Below are 23,228 nucleotides of genomic sequence, written 5' to 3' on the forward strand. Positions count from 1 at the left end.
CCCATGTCTGCTTTGCCCATTGCGGCGACCGCCAAAAGGCGGTCGCCAGCCAGGGTGTTGCCCGGGTTCAACCTGACCCTGGGTTTCACCATTTTTTACTTGAGCCTGATCGTGCTGATACCCTTGTCGGCGCTGGTCTTCAAAACCTTCACCCTCACCTGGGAACAGTTTTGGGCCGCTGTCACGGGGCCCCGCGTCATGGCTTCGTATCGATTGACCTTTGGGGCATCGTTCATTGCAGCGCTGGTGAACGTCTTCTTTGGCCTCCTGATCGCATGGGTGTTGGTGCGCTATGACTTTTTTGGCAAAAAAGTTGTGGACGCACTGGTGGATTTGCCCTTTGCACTGCCCACTGCGGTGGCAGGCATCTCGCTCACCGCGCTGCTGGCGGGCAATGGTTGGGTGGGCCAATACCTGGAGCCGCTGGGCATTGAGCTGGCCTTCAACCCCAATGGCGTGGTGATCGCGCTCATCTTCATCGGTCTGCCCTTTGTGGTGCGCACGGTGCAGCCGGTGCTCGAAGACGCCGAAAAAGAACTGGAAGAAGCCGCCACCTGCCTGGGTGCGACGCGCTGGCAAACCTTCAGCCGGGTCATTTTCCCGACCATTGCACCCGCGTTGCTGACGGGCTTTGCCATGGCATTTGCACGCGCCATCGGCGAATACGGCTCGGTCATCTTCATTGCGGGCAACATGCCCATGGTGTCCGAGATCACGCCGCTCATCATCATCGGCAAGTTAGAGCAGTACGACTACGCAGGCGCCACCGCCGTGGCCCTGGTGATGCTGGTGGTGTCGTTCATCTTGCTGCTGGTCATCAACGGCTTGCAAACCTGGCAACGCCGCCGCTCGGGAGCTGCATCATGAGCACCACACTGAACTCACTGACTTCACCCCCCGCCAACAAAGTCCAAGCCGGCACCACCGAGGCCCGTTGGATTCGCCGCGGCCTGATTGGCCTGGCCCTGTGCTTCATGTTTTTGTTTTTGGTCTTGCCGCTGGCTGCGGTGTTCACCGAAGCTTTGCGCAAAGGACTGGGCGCTTACCTCGAAGCACTGAAAGAACCCGATACATGGTCTGCGATCCGATTGACCTTGATCACGGCTGCAGTGGCTGTGCCTCTGAACTTGGTGTTTGGCGTGGCTGCGGCTTGGGCTATCGCCAAATACGAGTTCTGGGGCAAATCGCTCTTGACCACATTGGTAGACCTGCCGTTTTCAGTCTCGCCCGTGGTGGCGGGCTTGGTGTATGTGCTGATGTTCGGGGCGCAAGGCTGGTTTGGCCCTTGGCTGCAAGCCAACGACATCAAGATCGTGTTCGCGGTGCCCGGCATCATTTTGGCCACGGTGTTTGTCACCTTCCCCTTCATTGCCCGCGAGTTGATTCCGCTCATGCAAGCCCAGGGCAACGACGAAGAACAAGCGGCCATCGTGCTAGGCGCGACCGGTTGGCAAACCTTTTGGCGCGTGACGCTGCCCAACATCAAATGGGGCTTGCTGTACGGCGTCATCTTGTGCAATGCGCGGGCCATGGGCGAGTTTGGCGCGGTGTCGGTGGTGTCGGGGCACATCCGAGGGCAGACCAACACCATGCCGCTGCACGTCGAGATCCTTTACAACGAATACCAGTCAGTGGCCGCGTTTGCGGTGGCATCGCTGCTGGCCTTGCTGGCCTTGGTCACCTTGGCCGTCAAGTCCTTCATCGAATGGCGGCATGAAAAAGAGCTGAGCGCTTCGGCCAACACGCCGCCTGAGCGGCCTACACCCTGAAACACCTCTTTGACAACGGTTTGAACCATGAGCATCGAAATTCGCAACATCGACAAACAGTTTGGTGACTTCACGGCACTGAACAACGTCAGCCTCGACATCGAGTCGGGCGAACTCGTCGCCTTGCTGGGGCCGTCTGGCTGCGGAAAGACCACCCTGCTACGCATCATCGCGGGGCTAGAGACGGCCGACCAAGGCACCATCGCATTCAGTGGCGAGGACACCACCCATGTGCATGTGCGCGAGCGCCAAGTAGGCTTTGTGTTCCAGCACTACGCGCTTTTCCGCCACATGACGGTGTTCGAAAATGTGGCCTTTGGCCTGCGCGTCAAGCCGCGCCACCAGCGCCCCAGCGAATCCGAAATCAAGCGTAAAGTGCATGAACTTTTGAGCTTGGTGCAACTCGACTGGTTGGCTGACCGTTACCCCTCACAGTTGTCCGGCGGTCAGCGCCAACGCATTGCATTGGCGCGTGCGCTGGCGGTAGAGCCCAAGGTGCTGCTGCTCGACGAACCGTTTGGCGCACTGGATGCCAAGGTGCGAAAAGAGCTGCGCCGCTGGTTGCGCCGTCTGCACGACGAGTTGCACGTGACCAGCATCTTTGTGACCCACGACCAAGAAGAAGCGCTGGAAGTGGCGGACCGCGTGGTGCTGATGAACAAGGGCAACATCGAGCAAATCGGCTCGCCCCAGCAGGTGTGGGACCACCCAGCCAGCCCCTTTGTGTATGGCTTTTTGGGCGATGTGAACCTGTTCCATGGCCGCGCCCACGAAGGCGAGATGCTGATAGGCGCTGACCAGCATGCCATCCGCCTGGCAAGTCCGGAACACGGCCAAGTGCAAGACGCCAAGGCCTTTGCCTATGTGCGCCCGCACGACCTGGATGTCACGCGTTTCACGCCGGGCACCGCCCACACCGGCATCGTGGCCAAGCTGACCCGCGCCATCGTGGTCGGACCCGTGGCACGCCTTGAACTCGAACCCGTCGAAGCTGGCATGTTCGGCAAAGATGCGGTCATTGAGGCGCAGTTGTCGGCCTCGCAATTCCGCCAGCAAAACTTCAAAGAAGGCGAGACGCTGGTGCTGACACCGCGCAAAGCACGGGTGTTTGTGGAAGGGTGATTCCAAAACAGCCACGCCTTTGGACGCGGGTCAGTCCGTTTTGAAAGCGTCTTCGGGTAAGCTTTGCAGATCACTTTTTAAGGATCTGCCATGAGCGAGCCTTCTGCCTTCGGCTTTGGCCAATTTGTGCCGGGCTTTGACTTTTTACAAAACCTGTCCAAAACCGCATCGGCTGCCCAACCCTCTGCAGCTGGCGGCATGCCAGGCATGGCCAGTTGGGTCGCCCCCACGCTCAGCATCGAAGACATCGACAAGCGCATCCAAGAATTGAAGTCGGTGTTGTTTTGGTTGGAACAAAACACCACGGCGCTGAAAGCCACCATCCAAGCGATGGAAGTGCAAAAGATGACCTTGACCACCCTGCAAAGCATGAACGTCAACATGGCCGATTTGGCCAAAGCGTTCACGGCCAAGCCCCCGGTCAGTGAGCCCGCACAGGCCGCACCCTCAGGCACCGCCAGCGCAGCCAAGTCTTCGCTGTTCAGCCCCAAGCCTGAGTCTCAAGCGGTCCCCCCACAGTCCGCGCCAAGCGAAGCCCCCAAGGAAGAGGCAAGCCCGGCCAGCGAAGCCAAGACCACTGCCTCTGCGAGTGAGCCTGCCGTGGACCCGATGCAATGGTGGGGCGCGTTGACACAGCAGTTTCAGGGTATTGCCGCCGCCGCTTTGAAAGACGTAGCGGGCGAAGCCATGAAGGCCGGCATGCGCGCCAAAAACGCCACGGCCAAAGCGCCCCGCAAGCCCGGTGCGTCTTCGGCCACCGCTCGGGGGCAAGGCGCCAAGCCCTCGTCTGCGAAACCTGCCAAACCAGCTGTGACTGCCAAATCGGTCAGGCCCGTCTCGGTCAAAAAATCAGCGGCCAAGCCAGCCACTCGGGCTGCGCGCAAAACCGCTCTGAAATGAATTGCCTATGAAGTTGTTTCCCTGTGGCCACGCCACGCACCCACAGTGGCGCATGGCTACGGGCTTGGTATTGGCTCAATTACAAGCCCAAATGGCGCTGCCCGACTACGCCACTCAGCCTCGCTTGGGCCTGTTGTACATCACCGACCATTACGCGCCGCACGCGCAGGCGCTGCTGGACCATTTGCGGCAGGCCTTGCCCGGTGTGCCCGACTGGGCGGGCACGGTGGGCATCGGTGTGGCGGTCAACAACGCCGAATACTTTGACGAACCCGCCATGGCACTCATGCTGTGCGACCTGACGCCCGAGCAATACCGGGTGTTTTCTGGCGTGTCGCCTCTGCCTGCGGCATGGGCCGATGCGGCACTGGTGCACGCAGATCCGAACACCCCCGACCTGGCCGAGCTGATCACAGAAATGGCGGGCCGCACGCAGCAAGGCTATTTGTTTGGCGGCCTCAGTGCCAGCCGCACGCGCAACATGCAGTTCGCCGTGCGTGCCGAAGATGCCGGCGGATCAGAAGTCAACGGCGGCGTGCTCGAAGGCGGCTTGAGCGGCGTCGCTTTTTCGCGAGATGTCTCTTTGATCTCTCGCGTCACGCAGGGCTGTCAGCCGGTTTCCCCTGAGCGGGAAATCACCCAATCCGAAGGGCATGTGGCGCTGCAACTGGCGGGCCAACCTGCACTCGATGTGATGCTGGCCGACTTGGGCATCAGCCTGAGCGAGCCCCAAAAAGCCATTGCCGTGGTGCGCTCCACTTTGGTGGGCTTGAGCGCGGCCGGGCATTCTGGCGTGGGCCGAACCGGCCATTTGGGCAACGATGTGCGTGTACGGCACATCATTGGGCTGGACCCTTTGCGCCAAGGTGTGGCTGTTGCAGAAAACCTGGAACCCGGCATGCTGCTCACCTTTTGCCGCCGCGATGTGCAGGCCGCACGGGCCGACTTGGTGCGTGTGTGCGCCGAAATCCGCGAAGAATTAGAACCCGAGACACTGTCAATCGAAGCCATCCATGCACTCAGCGACAACCCCTTGCCCACACTGCCCACTTCGGGTTCACGCATCGCCGGGGCGGTGTATGTGAGCTGTACCGGGCGCGGCGGCCCGCATTTTGGGGGGCCAAGCGCCGAGTTACAAATCATTCGCCACGCTTTGGGCGATGTGCCCTTGGTGGGCTTTTTCGCTGCAGGCGAAATCGCCCGCAACCAGCTGTACGGCTACACCGGGGTGTTGACGGTGTTCACGACCCCCTGAGCCAAGGGGCCGCTCAGACCCATAAAGCTCAAATCACGCCTGAGGCCATTTGCGGCGGCCCACTTCCTGGATCATGTGCTTTTTGAAAGCCAGCGCCAAAGGCGATAACTTTTTACTCGCCGGGTACACGATGTGCCAAGCCGACGACACCGGAAAGCCTTCGATGTCAATCACACTCACACCGTTTTCTTTTTTGTGCCCGTGCAAAGCATGGCGTGACACCACGCCCAAGCCCAAGCCTCCGGCCACCGACTCCTTGACCGCTTCGTTGCTGCCCAACTCCAATCGGATGTCGGGGCGGAACTTCATCTTACGGAAAAACTGATCGGCGGCCATGCGGGTGCCTGAGCCCTTTTCGCGCACGATGAAACGGCGCTGCGTTAACTCATACAGACCCACCTGTGTGCGTTTGGCCAAAGGGTCGGCGTTGGGTGCGATGAGCACAATCGGGTTCGGCATGAAAGCCTCGTCGCCCAAATCCATGTCTTTGGGAGGCATGGACATGATGTACAGGTCATCGAGGTTTTCACGCAATCGGTGCACCACGCCATCGCGGTTCAAAATTTCAAGAGACACGTCGATGGCCGGATGTTTGGTGCAAAAACTGCCAATCAAATGCGGCATGAAGTACTTGGCCGTGCTCACCACCGCCACCCGCAACTTGCCCCGAGACAGGCCCTTGGCCGCATCGACGTTTTGCTCAAAAGCGTCCCACGTCTGGGCCACCGCACGCGCGGTGACCGCCAGTTCTTTACCCACCTCTGTGAGGTAAATCTTTTTACCAATCACCTCGTAAAGCGCCAGGCCCACCGACAAGCTCATCTCCTTGAGCTGCATCGAGGCGGTGGGTTGGGTCACATGCATCACCTTAGCCGCCGCACTCACACTGCCCGTTTCGGCCAAGGCCAAGAACAAACGCAATTGACGAAACGTGACATTCATAGACTTTTACCTATAGCTGAGCTTATAAGAATCGATTTTACAAGACGCCTACAAGTTTTTAAGATCGTGCCAAGGAATAACCAATGCAAAACCTGATCGATCCTGCGATTCTCTTTTTCATCTTTGGCGTGCTGGCTGGCACCGTCAAATCGAATCTTGAAATCCCCCCCGCCATTTCCCGCTTCTTGTCGCTCTACCTGTTGATGGCTTTGGGCCTCAAAGGCGGCTTTGCACTTTCACAGTCAGGCTTGACCGCCAATGTGGGCATCAGTCTGGCCGCCGCCGTCGGGCTGGCCATCGTCATCCCCTTGATCGGCTACGCCATCTTGCGCCGCTTTGTGTCTGGTTTTGATGCCGCTGCGGTCGCCGCCACCTATGGGTCGGTCAGTGCGGTCACTTTTGTCACCGCTGTTCAATTCTTGGAAAATCAAGACATTGCCTATGGCGGCCACATGGCTGCGGCGATGGCCTTGATGGAGTCACCCGCCATCATCTTGGCCGTGGTGTTTGCCAACTCGTTGCGACAAAAAGCGGCCAAGGGCTCAGTGCCCTCAGCCGACAGCGCACCCGCACCCAAAACCGGTGTCTCGGTCGGCAAAATCCTTCACGAGTCCTTCACCGACGGCGCGCAATTGCTGCTGCTGGGCGCGATGGCGATTGGCATGATCACTGGCGACGCAGGCAAATCCGCCATGCAACCCTTCTCGGTCGACTTGTTCAAGGGCATGCTGGCTTTCTTCTTGCTCGACATGGGCTTGATGGCGGCCCGCAACCTGCCGCAGGTCAAAGGCAAGTCGCCTGTGTTGGTGGCCTACGCCATTGTGGGCCCCATCGTGCACGCCACAATGGCTTTGGGCCTGGCATTTCTGCTAAATTTATCGGCTGGTGATGGTGCCCTGCTCATGGTCTTGGCGGCCAGTGCGTCTTACATTGCGGTTCCAGCGGTGCTGCGGTACGCACTGCCCGAGGCCAACCCTTCCCTTTATTTCGGTTTGAGTCTGGGCATCACCTTTCCCCTGAACATTGTGTTCGGAATCCCCATTTATGTGGCTGTAGCCCAAGGGGTTCTGATGTAAGGTTGGCATGAGCAGATTGAAAGAGAGCCCTTATCTGGCTCGCCGCGTTGCGTTTCTCACGCAACACGGCAAACAAGATTTGGTCAAAGCCCCCCTAGAGTTGGCGTTGGGCTGTGAACTGGTTCACACCGACGCCTATGACACCGACCAGTTGGGCACCTTCACCCGCGAAATCGCCCGGCCAGGCTCCCAACTGGATGCAGCACGCCGCAAAGCCGAGATCGGAATGGCCCTGACCAGCGCACCAGTCGGCTTGGCCAGCGAAGGCACTTTCGGCACGGATCCATTTGGCGGCTTCATGCCATGGAACACTGAACTTCTTTTATGGGTCGACCCCGCACACCAACTCGAGGTGACCGGCATTGCTCAAGGCCCTGCTCAAAGCCTGCACAGAACCGTCACCAGCTTGGAAGCGTTGAGGCGCTTTGCCCAAGACGCCAAGTTTCCAGAGCACCAGTTGGTGATGCGCCCAGAACACGAGGACCATTTGCAGATCGTCAAAAACATCCATGACGAACAAACACTCGTTCGGACATTTGCAGAGCTTCAAGCCCAGTCGGCCAATGGCATGGTGTTTGTCGAAAACGACTTGCGCGCGTTTTGTAACCCCACAAGGCAGGAACTCATCCGCAAGGCTTGCGACGATTTGATCAGCAAGCTGCAGTCTCAATGTCCACAATGCCAAAGCCCTGGCTTCTGGATTCAATCTCGAATAGCGGGTTTGCCATGCAGCGCCTGCGGCCAAAAAACGCGGCTGCCGATTGCACAGGTGTGGCACTGCAAGACTTGCCAACACGAAGAGCAACGCCCCTTGTCTTCAGCCGCCTGGGCTGACCCAAGCCGCTGCGACTTTTGTAACCCTTGATGCCTGGCGCCTAGGCCAAGCTCAAAGGGAACGCATCAGACCACCGTCGATGCGAAGACTTTGGCCCGTGATGTAGGCCGCGCCCTCAGACACCAAAAAGGCAATGGTGGCTGCCACTTCTTCGCTCGTGCCATAACGCTGCATGGGCACGCTCTCACGACGCTCTTCTTTGGCGGGCAGGCTGTCGATCCAACCAGGCAAGACATTGTTCATGCGCACGTTGTGCACGGCATGCTCGTCGGCAAACAGTTTGGTGAATGCGGCCAAGCCCGCACGGGCCACGGCCGAGGTCGGAAACATCGAACTGGGCTCGTCCACCCATGCGCTGGAGATGTTGACGATGGCCCCCGTCTTTTGCTGAACCATGATGGGGGTCACCACCCGAACAGCCCGCACCACATTCAAAAAGTACATGTCCATGCCCAAATGCCACTGCGCATCGGTCAACTCCAGCACGGGGCCTTTGGGGCCGTGGCCAGCACTGTTGACCAACACATCGATGCGGCCCCAACGGGCCATGGCTTGATCGGCCAAGGTTTGCAAGTCTTCGGGCGATTGGTTAGAGCCAGTCAAACCAATGCCCCCCAAATCGCGCCCCAGCGCCTCACCCTTGCCGGACGACGACAGCACCGCCACTTGAAAACCATCCTGTGCCAGCTTGCGCGCCGCAGCTGCACCGATGCCGCTGCCGCCACCGATTACCATGGCCACTTTGTTGCTCATGCTTTGCTCCTTGTTTGTGTGAATCTTCGAAACATCCGGCCAGACCATTGGCCCAAATCATCCAGGTAGGTGAACACCACCGGGATCACCAGCAAACTGAGCACGGTGCTGGTGAGCAAGCCACCGATCACAGCAATCGCCATGGGCGAGCGAAAGCTCGCATCGGCCGCGCCCCAGCCCACTGCAATGGGCAGCATACCCGCGCCCATGGCGATGGTGGTCATGACAATCGGGCGCGCCCTTTTGTGGCAAGCGTCCAACATGGCGTCCCATCGGTTCATGGCAGGCACAGCAGGGCGGTCCCCCTCAGCAGGTTTTCCGCGCCGCGCTTCAATCGCGTACTCCACCAACAAGATCGAGTTTTTGGTGGCGATGCCCATGAGCATGATGAGACCAATCAGCGAGGGCATCGAAAAGCTCTTGCCCGCGATCAAGAGACCGACAAACGCGCCACCCAACGACAGCGGCAGCGCCGCCAAGATGGTGATCGGATGCAAGAAACCCTTGAACAGCAAGACCAGCACGATATAGATGCACAACACACCGATCGTCATGGCCAGGCCAAAACTGGCGAACAGTTCGCCCATGACTTCGGCGTCACCCACCTCCACCACCTTCACGCCCGGCGGCAGGCTTTGCAAGGCGGGCAGCTTTTGCACTGCCTGCGTCACATCGCCCAGCGGCATGCCCGACAACTCAATCTCAAAGTTGATGTTGCGCTGGCGGTCGTAGCGGTCGATCACGGCCGGGCCGCCAGCCACCTCGATGCTGGCGACCTGGCCCAGCATGACAGGGCCTCGGCTGCCGGGCACCATCAGGCGCTCAAGTGTGGCCAGGTCATGCCTGGATTCGTGGCCCAGCTTGACCACGATGGGCACTTGGCGCTCGGACAAATTGAGTTTGGGCAGCGCCTGATCGTAGTCGCCCAGGGTGGCCACGCGCAAGGTGTCGCTGATGGCTGCGCTCGTCACACCCAGGTCGGCAGCCTTGGCAAAGTCGGGCCGCACGGCGATCTCGGGGCGTACCAGGCTGGCCGTCGATGCAATCGAGCCCAAACCTGAAATGGTGCGCAAATCGCGCTCCACCGCCATGGCAGCGGTTTGCAGGGCTTGCGGGTCCTCGCCGGTGAGCACCAGCACGTATTTTTCGCCAGACCCGCCCAAACCCACCTTGGTGCGCACACCGGGCAATTGCTGCAGCGCGGTGCGAATGTCGTTTTCAATCGCTTGCTTGCGGGGGCGTGTACCGCGCTCGGTCAACTGGATGGTGAGCGTGGCCTTGCGGACCTCGGCTGCGCCGCTACCGGTAAAAGGATCACTGCCCGCACTGCCGCCGCCAATCGTGGTGTAGACGCTTTTCACATCGTTCACCGCCATCAACAACTTGCGGGCGTGTTCGGCGCTGGCTTGGGTCTGCACCAAGGTGGAGCCGGGGGGCAGCTCCACATACACCTGGGTTTGAGAGTTGTCATCGGGCGGAATGAAGCCCTTGGGCAGCAAAGGCACCAGCATGATGGAGCCGATGAAGAACAGCGTGGCCAGGACCATGGTGACCAGGCGGTGCCGCATGCACCAGGTGGCCCAAACCATGTAGCGCTTGAGCCAGCCCGGCTCATGCGCGGCCGTGACGATGGGCTTCAAAATATAAGCCGCCATCATGGGCGTGAGCACCCGCGCCACCACCAAAGAGGCAAACACCGCGAGTGACGCCGTCCAGCCAAACTGCTTGAAGAACTTGCCCGGAATGCCGCTCATGAACGCCGTGGGTAAAAACACCGCGATCAAGGTGAAGGTGGTGGCGATCACGGCCAAACCAATTTCGTCGGCCGCCTCCATGGCCGCCTGATACGGAGACTTGCCCATGCGCAAATGGCGCACGATGTTTTCCACCTCGACAATCGCATCGTCCACCAACACACCAATCACCAAAGACAGCGCCAGCAAAGTCACCACGTTGATGGAAAAGCCCAAGTAAGCCATGCCAATGAAGGCGGGAATGACCGACAGCGGCAACGCCACAGCCGACACAAACGTGGCCCGCCAGTCGCGCAAAAACAGCCACACCACCAGCACCGCCAAAATCGCGCCTTCGTAGAGCAAGACCAACGAGCCGCTGTATTCCTCTTCCACCGGGGTCACAAAATCAAAGGCCTCGGTGATCTCGATGTCCGGGTTTTGCAGCCGATAGTCGGCCAAGGCCTGACGCACCAAGCGGCCCACGGCCACTTCGCTCTCGCCCCTGCTGCGCACCACCTCAAAGCCCACCACCGGATTGCCGTTCAGGCTGGCCGCCGAGCGGGCATCGGCCAACGTGTCGCTCACCATGGCCACCTGGTCCAGCCGCACTCGGCCACCACGCGATGTGGCCAGCTCGATCTGGCCCACCTCTTGCGCTGTCTTGACAGTCGCCAGGGTGCGCACGGGCTGCTCACCCACGCCCAAATCCATGCGTCCACCCGAGCCTTCTTGCTGCACCTGCTTGAGCTGACGCGACACCTCGGCCGCCGTGATGCCCAGCGCCTGCAAGCGGTTCACATCCAACGCCACGCGCACCTCACGCGTCACGCCGCCCACCCGGTTGACCGCGCCCACACCGCGCAGTGACAAGAGCTTGCGGGTGATGTCTTTGTCCACCAGCCATGACAGGGCCTCGTCGTCCATGCGCGTCGAACGCACGGTGTAGGCCAGGACGGGGGTACCCGCCAGGTTGAGCTTTTTGACCACCGGATCGCGCAAGTCGCTTGGCAAGTCGGCGCGCACGCCCTGAATGGCCGAGCGCACATCGTCCACCGCCTCCTGGCTGGGCTTTTCCATGCGGAACTCGGCGGTGATGGACACCACGCCGTCTTGCACCTTGGTGGTGATGTGTTTGAGGCCTTGCAGCGGGGCCAGCGCGTTTTCAAGCTTGCGGGCCACATCGGTTTCAAGCTGCGTGGGTGCAACACCGGGCAGGCTGGCGGTCACCGTGATGGTGGGGACATCCAAGTCCGGAAAGTTTTGCACCTTCATCGAACCGAAAGCGATGAAACCTGCCACCGTCAGCAGCACAAACAGCATGACGGCGGGAATAGGGTTTCGAATCGACCACGAAGAGACGTTGAACATGGCGTCCCTTTATTTGACGGCAGTGGCGGCTGGTGCAGCTTGGGCGGCTGGCGCGTCGACCACACGCACCGTGTCGCCGTGGTTCAAAAACGCGCCGCCACTGGCCACCACGCGTGCATCGGCTTGCAGGCCGCGGGTCACCTCAACACGGTCAGCATTTTGGCGTCCGGTTTGAACTTTGAGTTGACTGACTTTTTGGTCGGCCCCGACCGTGTAGACATAGCTGAACCCATCGCGCACCACCACAGCGGTTTGGGGCACCGTGAGCGCCTGACTTTGACCCAAACTGATCTCACCCTGAGCGTACATGCCCGCTCGGGCGCTGCCGATGGCGGCAGGCAAATCCACATAAACGATGGCATTTCGGGTTTGCGCATCCACCGCAGGCGCGACCACACGCACCTTACCCTGCAGCACCTGCCCACTGGCGGCCTTGATTTGTGCGGGCGCACCCACCTGGATGCGGCCAATTTCAGAGGCGGTCACCTCAGCACGCCATTCGATGCGCCCTTGGCGAATCAACCGGAACAACTCGACTCCTGCACCCACCACACTGCCCACCGTGGCTTGCCGTGCTGAGATCACGCCCGCATCCGGCGCACGCACCTGGGTTTGCGACAGGCGCACGTTTTGCAGTTGCACCAAGGCCCGGGCCGATTGCACGCGCGCCACGGCAGATGCCTCCGCGGCCAACGCTTGGCTCAGCTGTGCGTTGCTGAAAAATCCTTGCTGCTGCAGACTGCGCGCCCGCTCGGCCTGGGCCTTGGCCTCTTGGGCGCTGGCCGCCGCTTCAGCCAGTGTGCCCTCGGCCTGAGCCAGCTCGGCCCGCAAACTGTCGGCCTGCAAAACGGCCAGCACGTCGCCGCGCTGAACCCTGTCGCCCACATTGACCCGTACCTCGGTGATCTTCAAGCCATTGGCTTCGGCGCCAATGATGGCCTCTTGCCAGGCAGCCAGGCTGCCGTTGGCGTTGATCTTTTGGGCCAGGTTGACAGTTTGGGGCGTGGTGACGGTCACTGTCAGACTGGGTTTGGCGCTGTCTGGTGGCTTGGGCGTGGTTTGAGCCTGTACCGTCCCGCCCAAAAGCAAAACCAAGCCGCTGATCTTCGTGAGCCACAGAAAAGACTTTTTCATTTCACAAAACACCCATAACTGATTCGTTTGAGTTTACGTTCGTTTTAGTCTCCATCCAAATGAGGCGAACTAAAAATGCCCTTCGAGATTGGTCTTTCCTGAGCCTGCGCAACAAATGTCGGTTTGAAGGCATGCCGCGCCTTGCAGACGTGCTGGACTGGGTGGGAAGATTCGGGGTGAATCAGCCCATCACCCGTTGCCAGAGCAACAAAATTGCAGCGCGCTCTTCAACCCAAAGGTTCACGGGAACATCGGTCGGCTCCTCGTTCAAGCGTGCTTGGTGCTGGATACGGCGCATTTCCCGATACGCGTTGGCTGACGACGCACCCATGCCCAAGGGCAATAAGCCTGCTTTTTCAGCCCGTTGCAGCAAGGCAATGTTGCCCACGTTATCAGCCAGCTCAGGGTGGTCAGCGGTATGCAGCAAGACCAGGTATTGCACGGCAAACTCGGCGTCCACCATGCCGCCAAGACTGTGCTTCACGTCAAAACGATCGGCCTTGACCGGATGGCCTTGTCGCACGCGTTCGCGCATGGCCACGATCTCGGCCTTCAGACTGACCGCATCGCGTGAAGCGCTGATGACCGCATGGCGCACAGCATCAAAACGCGAAGCCAAACTGGGCAAGCCCATGACAAAACGCGCACGGGTCATGGCTTGGTGCTCCCAAGTCCAAGCGGTATTGCTGCCACGTTGTTGCTGGTAATCGGCATACGCCTGAAACTGCGTGACCAACATGCCTGCACTGCCATTGGGGCGCAGGGCGGTGTCGATCTCATACAAGTCACCCTCGCCGGTTTTGACGGTCATCCAATTGATGAGCTTTCGCACATAGTTGGCATAGACCTCTTGGGCGCGCTCATCACTGTCTTCGTAAACAAAGACAATGTCCAAATCGCTGCCGTAGCCCAGTTCTTTGCCCCCCAACTTGCCATAACCAATGATGGCAATCGCTGGCGTTTCACGGTGACGAATTTTGAGACGATCCCAACACCAACGGGCGGTCACGCGCAATACGGCATCGGCCAAGGCGCTCAGGTCATCGGCCACTTGCTCAACCGTGAGCACCCCCTCCACATCCCTTGCCAGCGTGCGAAACTGCTCCGCATGGTGCGCACGTCGCAGCAAGTTGAGCAAGCTTTCTTCGTCGTCCTCGCCTGTGCGCTGCAAGGCGATCAAACGCGCTTGCAACTCGCCCTCAAACTCAAGGGCATCAAAACGGCTGCTGAAAAGATTGCCCCCGGCCAATTCGTCGATCACACCGGGGTGCTGCAGCAGATAACGTGCCGGCCATTTGGCCGCACCCAACAAGCGCAGCAAGCGTTCGTGCACGGAGGGGCGCTCCAGCATGAGCGCCAAATAACTTTCACGGCGCAACAAGGGCTCAATCCAATCCACCATGCGCAAGACGGCGTCTTCGGTGACGCGCCCAACATCAAGCCACTGCGCTGTGCGCTGCAACAAGCGCACCAGGCGACCGCGTGCGTCATCCCGCAAAGCTTGTACCCGCGCGTTATCGGCCCACAAAGCCAACCGGGCGCGAACGGGCCCTTTGAAATCGGTCAATACCGCTTCCAAGTCAGCATGCTCGCGTGCATTTTTTCCGGTTTTGCCGTTGCATCCCTTGCAATCTCGATCGCCACCCAACAGGGTGTCAAACTCCTGCGCGACCACTTCACGGTGGGCGTCCAACTCGGACAAAAAGGCGCAAGCCGTGGGATGGCCCAAAGTTTTCGCGATCCAAGCCAAATCGTCGTCTCGGGTGGGCAAAACATGGGTTTGCTGGTCGTCCAAGTACTGAATGCGGTGCTCGACCTGGCGAAGAAACACATAGGCTGCGCTCAAGGCCTCGGCGGTGGCTTGGGGCATGAGGCCCGCTTTGGCCACACGCTGCAAAGCGTCTAAGGTAGGCCGTGTGCGCAACTCGGGGAATTGCCCACCACGCACCACCTGCAAAAGCTGCACGGTGAACTCGATTTCGCGGATGCCGCCTCGCGACAGTTTCACGTCATTCGCGCGTTCTGGGTGACCGGCACTGCGTTTGGCTGCGTGGTCTCGGATTTGCTGGTGCAGGGTGCGCAGCGACTCGAACACGTTGTAATCCAGATAGCGACGGAACACAAATGGCAAAACCACGGCACGCAGTGCTTGGGCGGAACCATTGAGCGCAGCACTGCGTGGGGCCACCACACGGCTTTTCATCCAGGCAAAACGCTCCCACTCGCGCCCCTGCACCAGCAAATACTCTTCAAGTGCGTCCAAAGAAACCACACTCGGTCCAGAATTGCCATTTGGGCGCAGCGCCAAATCGACACGGAACACAAAGCCATGCTCGGTGGTGTCACCGATCAGGGCATACATGCGTTTGACGGCACGGGTGAAGTAGTCCTGACACGACACTTTGTTGCGGCCCTCGCTGTTGCCCAGCGACTCGCCGTCTTCGTCGTAGACATAAATCAGGTCAATGTCACTCGAGACGTTCAGCTCGCGTGCGCCCAACTTGCCCATCCCAATGATCCACATCTCTGCGCGCTGACCATCGGCCTTGGTGGGCGCACCGTGCAAGGCGTCCAAATCGGCAGAGACTTGCTGCCAAGCAATGTCCAGCGTCACTTCGGCAAGCCAGGTCATGCTGCGGGTCACGCTGTCCAAAGAGGCCTGACGAGCGCAATCGAGCTGGGCCAAACGTTCCAGGGTGAGTTGACGCAAAACCCGCAGCGCTGCAGGGATATCAAGACCCGTGAGCGTCAAAGCCATGAAGGCTGCCGACAAGGTTTCTCGCGTCGGGGCACCCGGCGCGAGCAAGGGCAGAACATCCACGTAACGGCGATGCAAACGTTGCACGAAGCGCGAATACAGGTGCTCATGGGTCGCATCCAGCGCCGACGCGCCATGACCCAACGGGGCCACGGCGGGGTGACTGACATCCATCGACGGGCTGCGGGTCATAATTCCTGCTGACTTTCTAATCGTATGTTTGTGCCGCATCCACCCGTTTTGTCTCCCGTAGAACCCCGTCTGCAGCGCTGGCTGACCAGACTGGTTCGACTGTTTTTATGGGGCTTACTGGTCACAGGTCTGGTGCTGGGCATGACCTGGGCTGGCTTGCATTTTTGGATTGTGCCGCGAATCGACGAATTCCGCCCCGCCATGGAACGGCTTGCCCGTCAATCTTTGGGTATACCCGTTCGGATTGGCTCTGTCACCGCGCAAAGCACGGGTTGGGTGCCATCCTTTGAGCTGCGTGATATCGAATTGCTCGACAGCGTCAACCGTCCTGCACTGCTTTTGCCCAAAGTCATCGTGGCCCTGAGTTTGCGCTCTGCACTGCTTTTGAAGCTGGACCAACTGGTGTTGGATGCCCCCGAATTGGACGTTCGGAGAACGGCCGATGGGCTTTGGCAGTTGGGTGGAATAACTTTAGGACACCCGGGGGAAATCGACTCGGCCGCTGCAAATTGGCTGTTTTCTCAACGCGAAGTTATTGTGCGATCAGGGGTGGTGCGCTGGCATGTGGGCGGTGTCTCAGACCCCCTTGACGCCACAACAGCACCTGCCGTTTTGAAAGAGATGGATCTGGTCATCCGCAACTCGTCGCGAACGCACAGCTTGCGCGTGGACGCAACGCCACCAACCGCCTGGGGGGAGCGTTTTGTCCTGATGGGTCAATTCAAACGCAAAGTTTTGTCAACAGACGCTGGCCGATTTGCCGATTGGTCGGGACAAACCTATGCTTTTTTTCCAAAAATCGATTTGGCCCCCATTCGCACAGCGGTTGAAGCGGATGGGACCGGCAATCTGGGCCAATTGCAGGGCCAGGGCACTTTGAGGTTATGGGCAGACGTGGACAAAGGGCAATGGCAAAGTGCCATGGCCGATGTCAGCTTGGTGGGTCTGAAAGCTCGGCTGAGTGAACAGGGCTTGCCTTTGGCTTTTGAACGCCTGTCTGGACGTTTGGGCGTGCAGGTTCACAAAGAGGGCTTTTTGGCCAGCACACAAGGCCTGTCCTTCGTCAACGAGGAAGGCCTGCAATGGCCTGGTGGCAATGTCTCGCTGGACTACACCCAAGCTCAGGGCTCGCGCCCGGCACGAGGTGTTTTACAGGCCGATCAACTGGATTTGCACGCGCTGCGTGAACTGGCCTTGCGCCTGCCACAGGCCTCGGCCATTCACCCGGCTTTTCAAGCGCGCGAACTTTCAGGCTTGGTCACCCACCTTCACCTGCGTTGGCAAGGTCAATGGCCGCAGCCCGAAACCTACGAGGCCAAAGCCAGCATTCAAGGGCTACGCTGGCAGCCCGATGCACGGGGCTTGGCCACCACGCCCACCACGCAGTGGGGCAAATGGCCGGGGGTGCGCGGCGCCGATGTGAATTTGGAGGTTGGCCACGATGGCGGGCAACTGGATGTGCGCATGGGCCAAAACAGCGCCATTTGGTTGCCAGGCGTGCTGCTGCCCGCTGAAGTGCCCCTGCAAAATCTGCAAGCCAATGCGCGCTGGGTGCGCCTGTCTCGCCCAGAAGGCGACGCTTGGGAAGTGCCCGCATGGACACTAAAAATGGCCAACACCGACCTCCAAGGCGAATGGCGCGGCCAATGGAAAAGCACTCCCGATGGACCGGGCGCATTGACGCTGGACGGGAAATTGAACACCTTGAACGCCGCAACGGCGCATCGGTATTTGCCCCTTGTTCTGCCCGTTTCTGTTCGTGAATACCTGCGAGACGCCTTGGTCAAAGGCACTTATTCGGACGTCAACGTCAAGATCAAAGGCGATTTGGCCAAAATCCCATTCACCAACCCTCAAGACGGTGAATTTCGCTTTTCGGGACGCGTCCAAGACGTCCTGCTCGACATGGTGCCCCCCGCCCTGTTGCCCGCAGGCGGCGCACCATGGCCGCGCCTGAGCGGCTTGCAAGGTCGGCTTTCATTTGACCGTGCGGGCATGCGCCTGAGCGAGGCCAGTGCACGCGCCGGCGAGGGGAATCAGGCCATCGTGCTGACCGCCCCGCTGGTTGAAATCGCAGACATGACCCAGCAACCCTTGCTGAAAGTGCAAGCCGAAAGTCAAGCCAAGGCGCCCCAGTTGTTGGAGTTGATTCGAAAATCGGCCTTGAACGACTTGTTGTCTGGCGTGCTGAATGATGCCCAAGCGCGTGGCGACACGCAAACACGGTTTGAATTGCGTTTGCCATTGCAAAATCTGAAACAAACTCAGGTGCAAGGGTCTGTGGCCCTCAAGAACGTGGATTTGCGCATGCAAGCCGAAACGCCTTGGCTTGACAACATACAAGGCCAATTGCATTTTCATGAGTCAGGCTTTGAACTGCGCCAATTGCAAGCCCAGCTTTGGGGCGGGCCGCTGTCATTGGAAGGTGGCATGCGCCCTTCAAGAAGCAGCCCCGCCTCCCCATCGCTCATCGAGTTTCAAGCCCGTGGCCGCGTCAATGCCGAGGGCTTGAGAGCAGCCCACGAGTTTTACCCTTTGGACTGGCTGGCGCAGCATGCCCAAGGCAGCACCAGTTACACCGCCCAACTGGCTTGGCGAGATGGAAAGCCTGATTTGTCCGTCAACAGCAACCTGGAGGGCATGGCTGTTCAACTGCCCGCGCCGCTGGGCAAATCTGCGGCCAGCACCCGGCCACTGAACATTGTTTTGCGCTCACAACAGGAAAAGTCCGGGCCGCATGACCACATTCAAGTCACTTTGGCCGACACGGTGCGTCTGGCCTACCTGCGCAACTTGACGGGCAAAGTGCCTCAGGTGGTACGCGGTGTTTGGGGTGTGGGTATCCCTGCCCAACAAATGCCGACATGGCCTGATTCAGGCGTCTCCGCCCAACTGGTGGTCGACAAACTGAACGTCGATGAATGGCTGGCCTTGCTGCCAAGCACGACATCCCCAGCACCAAACAACGCACCCCCTGCATGGCAAAGCTACCTGCCCAACCGCATGGGTCTCAAAGCCAACACCCTGACGATGAACGACCGCAGCTTGCACAAAGTAAGCGCCGGTGGCACCCGCGATGGCGCGCAATGGCGCGCCAACATCGAAGCCCAAGAAATGTCAGGCCACTTGGGGTTTCAACAGTCGTACACGGGCCAAGCGGGCCTGCTGTTCGCCCGCTTGAGTCGACTGAACCTGCCGCCTTCAGAACTGGCGGAGGTTGAAGCCTTGCTCGAAGCACCCCCCACCAAACTGCCTGCACTGGACATCGTGGTGGACGCAGTGGAACTGCGCGGCATCCAACTGGGGCGTGTTGAAATCGAAGCCGTGAACCAAGAGGCCAGCCCCGGCCGTCAATCGGCTGGGCCTGAATGGCAGCTGAAGAAGTTCAATGTGCTGCTGCCGGAAGCACAGCTCAAAGGCACTGGGCGGTGGTTGCCAACTCGTGACGCCCAAGCGAAGCGTAAAACCGAAATGAATTTCGTCCTGGACATTCAAGATGCTGGTGCCTTGCTCAGCCGCTTGGGCACGCCCAATGCTTTAAAAGGTGGCGTGGGCCAACTGGCGGGCGCCGTCAATTGGCAAGGCTCCCCTTTGGCACTGGACTACCCGAGCATGAATGGTCAGTTCGAAGTCCGCATGGGTCGCGGTCAGTTTCTCAAGGCCGATGCGGGTGTCGCCAAATTGCTGGGTGTTTTAAGCCTGCAGGCCTTGCCCAGACGCTTGTTGCTGGATTTCAGGGACGTGTTTGCCGAGGGTTTTGCTTTTGACTCTGTGCGCGGCGATGTGGGCATCACCCAAGGCACGGCTCACACCAACAATTTGCAAATCAAAGGCGTCAACGCCTTGGTCTTGCTGGACGGACAAGCCAACATCGCGCAAGAGACGCAAAAGCTCCGCGCCCAAATCTTGCCCACTGTTGACACCAACACCACCTCTTTGCTGGCAGGTCTTGCATTGAACCCTGCCGTGGGACTGACCGCTTTTGTCGCGCAATGGCTTTTGAAAAACCCGTTGTCACGGGCTTCAAGTCAAGAGTTCATCATCGATGGGAGCTGGGGCAATCCCCGCGTCACCCGGATAGACAACCGCCCATGACTGCCAACACACGGGTCCATTTGGCGCCTTCTCAATTCGGGCGAATCACTTCTTGGTGGCACGCCTTTGAAGAAGCCTTGCCCGGGGGACGCGGACGGCGCACACTGTGGTTGGCCTTGATCGCTTTGGTGATGGGGGTTTTGATCACTTTGGTCTGGTTGGCAGGACGTTACGAAGCCAGTCAACTGCAATCCGAACTGGAAAGCGACACCACAGAGGCTGTGAGTGATTTGCGGCGTCAACTGGCACGCCAAACCCAAAGCCTTCTAGGCTTGCAATCCAACACGCCCATTGAAACATTCTGGAACACCGAAGCCCAAGCGCTTTTGCGTGAACACCGGGAGTGGCTGCGCATTGAATCGCGTGATCCCGAACTGAACCTGAAAAACCAGGTCGACACGCCCTTGCGCAAACCGATTTTCAAACGCGTTTCGCGCACAGACTCGCTCAATGAAACTGTGCAAGCGTGTGCAAAAGCACGTCGCAGCAATGGTCCCAGCTATTCCAGCTCTTACTTTTTGCCTCAGAACGATGGCTTGGGTTTTGAAGTCATGGAAATGTGTTTGCCCCAAACACAAGATGGTGTGTTGATCGGCTTCACCATCGTGACCTACGGTTTGCAAGAGATGCTCAATGAACTCTTGGGCGACAGTTTCGGCCGCCGCAACGAAATCTCATTCACCGAACCCGATGGCACCCGACTGGCCATTGCGGGCAGTCAAAGTCGAGGGCTGCGGGTCTTCACCTCACAACAATTGCTGAATCTGCCTGGCAACACCTTGGTGCTGCGGATGGACGGACGGCGCGGCGAGGCCAATATTTTTCCAAATGTCTTGACCGCATTGGTCACCGCCATGTCCATCGCCTTGGTGACGGTGATGGTGCTGTTGGTCAAAGACTCCCGTCGGCGCTTGAAGGCAGAGCGCGACTTGGCAGAGGCCTTGGCCTTTCGCAAAGCCATGGAAGACTCGCTGGTGACCGGTCTTCGGGCGCGTGACCTAGAAGGGCGCATCACCTATGTGAACCCCGCCTTTTGCCAGATGGTGGGCTTTGAGGCAGAGACTCTGAATGGACGCAATGCGCCCATGCCGTATTGGCCACCCGAGATGGTCGACGAATACCGGCAACGCCAAGCCATCCGTTTGGCGGGCAACGTGCCACCACGCGAGGGGTTTGAATCGGTCTTCATGCGCCAAGACGGCACACGGTTTCCGGTGCTCATCATTGAGGCGCCATTGATCAGCGTGCAAGGCGAGCAAACCGGCTGGATGGGCGCCGTGATTGACATCAGCGAACAACGCCGCATCGAAGAAGTCTCTCGCGCCAGCCAGGAGCGCCTTCAGGCCACGGCCCGTTTGGCCACGGTGGGCGAAATGGCGTCTTTGCTGAGTCATGAACTGAACCAACCCTTGGCCGCCATCGCCAGCTATGCCAATGGCTCTTTGAACCTGCTGCAAAACCCATCGGCCGTGCCGCAAACCCTGGACGATGTGCACATGGCGCTGCGCCGAATCGCCGAGCAGGCCGATCGTGCGGGGCGGGTCATCAACAGCGTGCACGATTTTGTCCGCCGCCGCGATCAAGACCGTGAGCCCTTGCCACCCAAAGCCTTGTTTGACGCGGTATCGCCATTGGTCCAACTGCAAGCGCGCAAACTGCGGGTCACGGTTCAAACCCAAATCGACCCTCAATTGCCAGACGTGATGTGCGACCGCACCATGGTTGAACAGGTTTTATTGAACCTGGCACGCAACGGCATGCAAGCCATGGACAAACCCGACTGCACAGACCGAAGACTGCTGCTCAAGGCACGCCGAGCGGCCTCCAACGCCGAACAAGCCTGGGTGGAGTTTTCAGTGACCGATGTGGGCGAAGGCATCAGCGAAACCGTGGCCAGCCAGTTGTTCACACCCTTCTTCACCACCAAAGAAGAAGGCATGGGCTTGGGTCTGAGTCTGTGCCGGACGGTGGTGGAGCAGCACGGTGGCCATTTGGAGTTTGCGGCGATGGAGCCCAGAGGGACTGTTTTCCGTTTCACCTTGCCTGTCAAGACCGCCTTGCTTTTGGATAAGATCCCCGCATGAATTTCACCGACACGCCCACCGTTTTCATTGTGGACGACGACGCGAGTGTGCGCGAAGGCATGGCTTGGCTGCTGCGCACCCGGCGCTTGCTCAGCGAGTCCTTTGAAAGCGCAGAGTCTTTTTTAAGCATGCTGCAAAGCAACTTTCAAGACACCGGCAATGGCCCATCCTCTGGACAACACTGGCCTCGCCAAGCGGCATGTGTTTTGCTGGATGTGCGCATGCCCGGCATGAGTGGCTTGGCCTTGTTTGAGCAACTTCTAAGCAGCGGCATGGCCCAAGCATGGCCTGTGATTTTTTTGACGGGTCATGCCGATGTGCCCACCGCTGTCGACAGCGTCAAGCGTGGTGCTTTTGACTTTTGCGAAAAGCCGTTTTCAGACAACGCTCTGGTTGACCGTATCGAACAAGCACTTCATTTGTCACAAGAGCGTTTAACGGCCCGAAAAGAGCAGCAACGTCTGCAATCGCGCTTGCTGGAACTGACCGAACGTGAGCGGGATGTGATGCAACTGGTGATCGAGGGTCTGCCCAACAAACTCATTGCCGACCAACTCGACATCAGTGTGCGCACGGTGGAAGTTCACCGCGCCCGTGTCTTTGACAAGATGGAGGTCAAATCGGCGGTAGAGCTGGCCAACTTGATGCGGAGCCTGTCGTGAACAAGGCTCACGCCCCAGACCCCTTGACGCATCGCCGGCACCTGTTGACAAGCTTGGGGCTGGCTTGGCTGAGCCTGATCACCGCATGCTATACGGCACCGGTTTCGCGACCTACCGAGCCTGCAGCTCAAACCCCTGCGCCTTACAACAAGGTGCGCAACGACTTGGCTTTGTTTGCTTTGTCTTTGCTGGACACGCCCTACAAATGGGGCGGTCGTGGCCCCGCCACAGGCTTTGATTGCTCGGGCTTGGTGGCACACATTTACCGCGAAGGGGGCGGCATTGCCGTCAAAGGGACTTCGGCCGAGCTGGGCCGCAAGTCAAAGCCCATTCACCGCTCGGCACTTTTGCCGGGAGATTTGGTTTTTTTCAACACCTTGGGGGCGCGCCACTCGCATGTGGGTGTTTATGTGGGTGGTGGCCGATTTGTTCACGCCAGCAACCCGCGCACGGGCGTGCGGGTAGACCACCTCAGCAGCCGGTACTATGCGCAACGCTTTGAAGGGGCGCACAGCTTGCTGGAGTGAGCTTACGCCATTCACGCTCA

At 59.3% G+C, this 23,228-nt stretch carries 16 protein-coding genes; 11 read left to right on the forward strand and 5 right to left on the reverse strand.

All coding sequences use genetic code 11. From position 1 onward, the window contains the following. Nucleotides 1–3 precede the first annotated feature (3 nt). From cysT to Q1M54_RS00475, 5 genes are all read left to right on the forward strand, one after another. Complete coding sequence (cysT, locus tag Q1M54_RS00455) at nt 4–867, forward strand: sulfate ABC transporter permease subunit CysT (RefSeq protein ID WP_300552381.1); 864 nt, start codon at nt 4–6, stop codon at nt 865–867. Beyond that, nucleotides 864–1,769, forward strand: coding sequence for a sulfate ABC transporter permease subunit CysW (gene cysW, locus Q1M54_RS00460; RefSeq protein ID WP_300552383.1), 906 nt, complete (start codon nt 864–866; stop codon nt 1,767–1,769). Before cysT ends, cysW begins: the two co-directional genes overlap by 4 nt. 27 nt (nt 1,770–1,796) lie before the next feature. Continuing rightward, nucleotides 1,797–2,891, forward strand: coding sequence for a sulfate ABC transporter ATP-binding protein (locus tag Q1M54_RS00465; protein ID WP_300552385.1), 1,095 nt, complete (start codon nt 1,797–1,799; stop codon nt 2,889–2,891). A 90-nt stretch (nt 2,892–2,981) separates the two neighbouring features. Further along, a complete protein-coding gene (locus Q1M54_RS00470) occupies nt 2,982–3,791 on the forward strand; it encodes a PhaM family polyhydroxyalkanoate granule multifunctional regulatory protein (RefSeq protein ID WP_300552386.1) in 810 nt (269 codons plus the stop codon). A 7-nt stretch (nt 3,792–3,798) separates the two neighbouring features. Then, a complete protein-coding gene (locus Q1M54_RS00475) occupies nt 3,799–5,046 on the forward strand; it encodes an FIST N-terminal domain-containing protein (protein ID WP_300552388.1) in 1,248 nt (415 codons plus the stop codon). Nucleotides 5,047–5,079: 33 nt separating this feature from the next. On the opposite strand, the gene Q1M54_RS00480 is transcribed toward Q1M54_RS00475, so the two are convergent. Next, entirely contained in the window at nt 5,080–5,988 is a 909-nt protein-coding gene (locus Q1M54_RS00480; protein WP_300552390.1) for a LysR family transcriptional regulator, read from the reverse strand. Between the two features lie 83 nt (nt 5,989–6,071). Here Q1M54_RS00480 and Q1M54_RS00485 point away from each other — a divergent pair, with 83 nt between their 5' ends. Together Q1M54_RS00485 and Q1M54_RS00490 are read left to right on the forward strand one after the other, a co-directional pair. Continuing rightward, the gene (locus tag Q1M54_RS00485; RefSeq protein WP_300552392.1) at nt 6,072–7,064 is read left to right on the forward strand and encodes a sodium-dependent bicarbonate transport family permease; all 993 of its coding nucleotides are present in this window, start codon (nt 6,072–6,074) and stop codon (nt 7,062–7,064) included. Nucleotides 7,065–7,071: 7 nt separating this feature from the next. After that, nucleotides 7,072–7,929: a DUF6671 family protein gene (locus tag Q1M54_RS00490; protein ID WP_300552394.1), complete on the forward strand. Its 858-nt coding sequence runs from the start codon at nt 7,072–7,074 to the stop codon at nt 7,927–7,929. 21 nt (nt 7,930–7,950) lie between these two features. On the opposite strand, the gene Q1M54_RS00495 is transcribed toward Q1M54_RS00490, so the two are convergent. The 4 genes from Q1M54_RS00495 to glnE all read right to left on the reverse strand — a co-directional run bounded on the left by Q1M54_RS00495 (nt 7,951) and on the right by glnE (nt 15,840). After that, the gene (locus tag Q1M54_RS00495; protein ID WP_300552396.1) at nt 7,951–8,652 is read right to left on the reverse strand and encodes an SDR family oxidoreductase; all 702 of its coding nucleotides are present in this window, start codon (nt 8,650–8,652) and stop codon (nt 7,951–7,953) included. Continuing rightward, the gene (locus Q1M54_RS00500) at nt 8,649–11,756 is read right to left on the reverse strand and encodes an efflux RND transporter permease subunit (protein ID WP_300552398.1); all 3,108 of its coding nucleotides are present in this window, start codon (nt 11,754–11,756) and stop codon (nt 8,649–8,651) included. Before Q1M54_RS00500 ends, Q1M54_RS00495 begins: the two co-directional genes overlap by 4 nt. A gap of 9 nt (nt 11,757–11,765) precedes the next feature. Further along, nucleotides 11,766–12,890, reverse strand: coding sequence for an efflux RND transporter periplasmic adaptor subunit (locus Q1M54_RS00505; protein ID WP_300552400.1), 1,125 nt, complete (start codon nt 12,888–12,890; stop codon nt 11,766–11,768). Nucleotides 12,891–13,071: 181 nt separating this feature from the next. Continuing rightward, nucleotides 13,072–15,840: a bifunctional [glutamate--ammonia ligase]-adenylyl-L-tyrosine phosphorylase/[glutamate--ammonia-ligase] adenylyltransferase gene (gene glnE / locus Q1M54_RS00510; RefSeq protein ID WP_300552402.1), complete on the reverse strand. Its 2,769-nt coding sequence runs from the start codon at nt 15,838–15,840 to the stop codon at nt 13,072–13,074. A gap of 24 nt (nt 15,841–15,864) precedes the next feature. Here glnE and Q1M54_RS00515 point away from each other — a divergent pair, with 24 nt between their 5' ends. Genes Q1M54_RS00515 through Q1M54_RS00530 form a run of 4 tightly spaced genes read left to right on the forward strand, consistent with a single transcriptional unit; the run spans nt 15,865 to nt 23,208 of the window. Continuing rightward, a complete protein-coding gene (locus Q1M54_RS00515; protein WP_300552404.1) occupies nt 15,865–19,935 on the forward strand; it encodes a YhdP family protein in 4,071 nt (1,356 codons plus the stop codon). Beyond that, the gene (locus Q1M54_RS00520) at nt 19,932–22,019 is read left to right on the forward strand and encodes a PAS domain S-box protein (RefSeq protein ID WP_300552407.1); all 2,088 of its coding nucleotides are present in this window, start codon (nt 19,932–19,934) and stop codon (nt 22,017–22,019) included. Before Q1M54_RS00515 ends, Q1M54_RS00520 begins: the two co-directional genes overlap by 4 nt. After that, entirely contained in the window at nt 22,016–22,681 is a 666-nt protein-coding gene (locus Q1M54_RS00525) for a response regulator (protein ID WP_300552410.1), read from the forward strand. Before Q1M54_RS00520 ends, Q1M54_RS00525 begins: the two co-directional genes overlap by 4 nt. Next, the gene (locus Q1M54_RS00530; RefSeq protein WP_300552413.1) at nt 22,678–23,208 is read left to right on the forward strand and encodes a C40 family peptidase; all 531 of its coding nucleotides are present in this window, start codon (nt 22,678–22,680) and stop codon (nt 23,206–23,208) included. The genes Q1M54_RS00525 and Q1M54_RS00530 overlap by 4 nt, the downstream gene beginning before the upstream one ends. Nucleotides 23,209–23,228 lie beyond the last annotated feature (20 nt).

This window comes from Limnohabitans sp. Rim8, assembly GCF_943326455.1.
Classification (GTDB): Bacteria; Pseudomonadota; Gammaproteobacteria; order Burkholderiales; family Burkholderiaceae_C; genus Limnohabitans_A.

Bases quoted from the DNA above. Each gene is read 5' to 3' on its own strand.
- Q1M54_RS00495 (WP_300552396.1), bottom strand. From the start codon at position 8,652: ATGAGCAACAAAGTGGCCATGGTAATCGGTGGCGGCAGCGGCATCGGT.
- Q1M54_RS00525 (WP_300552410.1), top strand. From the start codon at position 22,016: ATGAATTTCACCGACACGCCCACCGTTTTCATTGTGGACGACGACGCG.
- Q1M54_RS00480 (WP_300552390.1), bottom strand. From the start codon at position 5,988: ATGAATGTCACGTTTCGTCAATTGCGTTTGTTCTTGGCCTTGGCCGAA.
- Q1M54_RS00505 (WP_300552400.1), bottom strand. From the start codon at position 12,890: ATGAAAAAGTCTTTTCTGTGGCTCACGAAGATCAGCGGCTTGGTTTTG.
- Q1M54_RS00515 (WP_300552404.1), top strand. From the start codon at position 15,865: ATGTTTGTGCCGCATCCACCCGTTTTGTCTCCCGTAGAACCCCGTCTG.
- Q1M54_RS00470 (WP_300552386.1), top strand. From the start codon at position 2,982: ATGAGCGAGCCTTCTGCCTTCGGCTTTGGCCAATTTGTGCCGGGCTTT.
- cysW (WP_300552383.1), top strand. From the start codon at position 864: ATGAGCACCACACTGAACTCACTGACTTCACCCCCCGCCAACAAAGTC.
- Q1M54_RS00500 (WP_300552398.1), bottom strand. From the start codon at position 11,756: ATGTTCAACGTCTCTTCGTGGTCGATTCGAAACCCTATTCCCGCCGTC.
- Q1M54_RS00520 (WP_300552407.1), top strand. From the start codon at position 19,932: ATGACTGCCAACACACGGGTCCATTTGGCGCCTTCTCAATTCGGGCGA.
- Q1M54_RS00485 (WP_300552392.1), top strand. From the start codon at position 6,072: ATGCAAAACCTGATCGATCCTGCGATTCTCTTTTTCATCTTTGGCGTG.
- Q1M54_RS00490 (WP_300552394.1), top strand. From the start codon at position 7,072: ATGAGCAGATTGAAAGAGAGCCCTTATCTGGCTCGCCGCGTTGCGTTT.
- Q1M54_RS00475 (WP_300552388.1), top strand. From the start codon at position 3,799: ATGAAGTTGTTTCCCTGTGGCCACGCCACGCACCCACAGTGGCGCATG.
- glnE (WP_300552402.1), bottom strand. From the start codon at position 15,840: ATGACCCGCAGCCCGTCGATGGATGTCAGTCACCCCGCCGTGGCCCCG.
- cysT (WP_300552381.1), top strand. From the start codon at position 4: ATGTCTGCTTTGCCCATTGCGGCGACCGCCAAAAGGCGGTCGCCAGCC.
- Q1M54_RS00465 (WP_300552385.1), top strand. From the start codon at position 1,797: ATGAGCATCGAAATTCGCAACATCGACAAACAGTTTGGTGACTTCACG.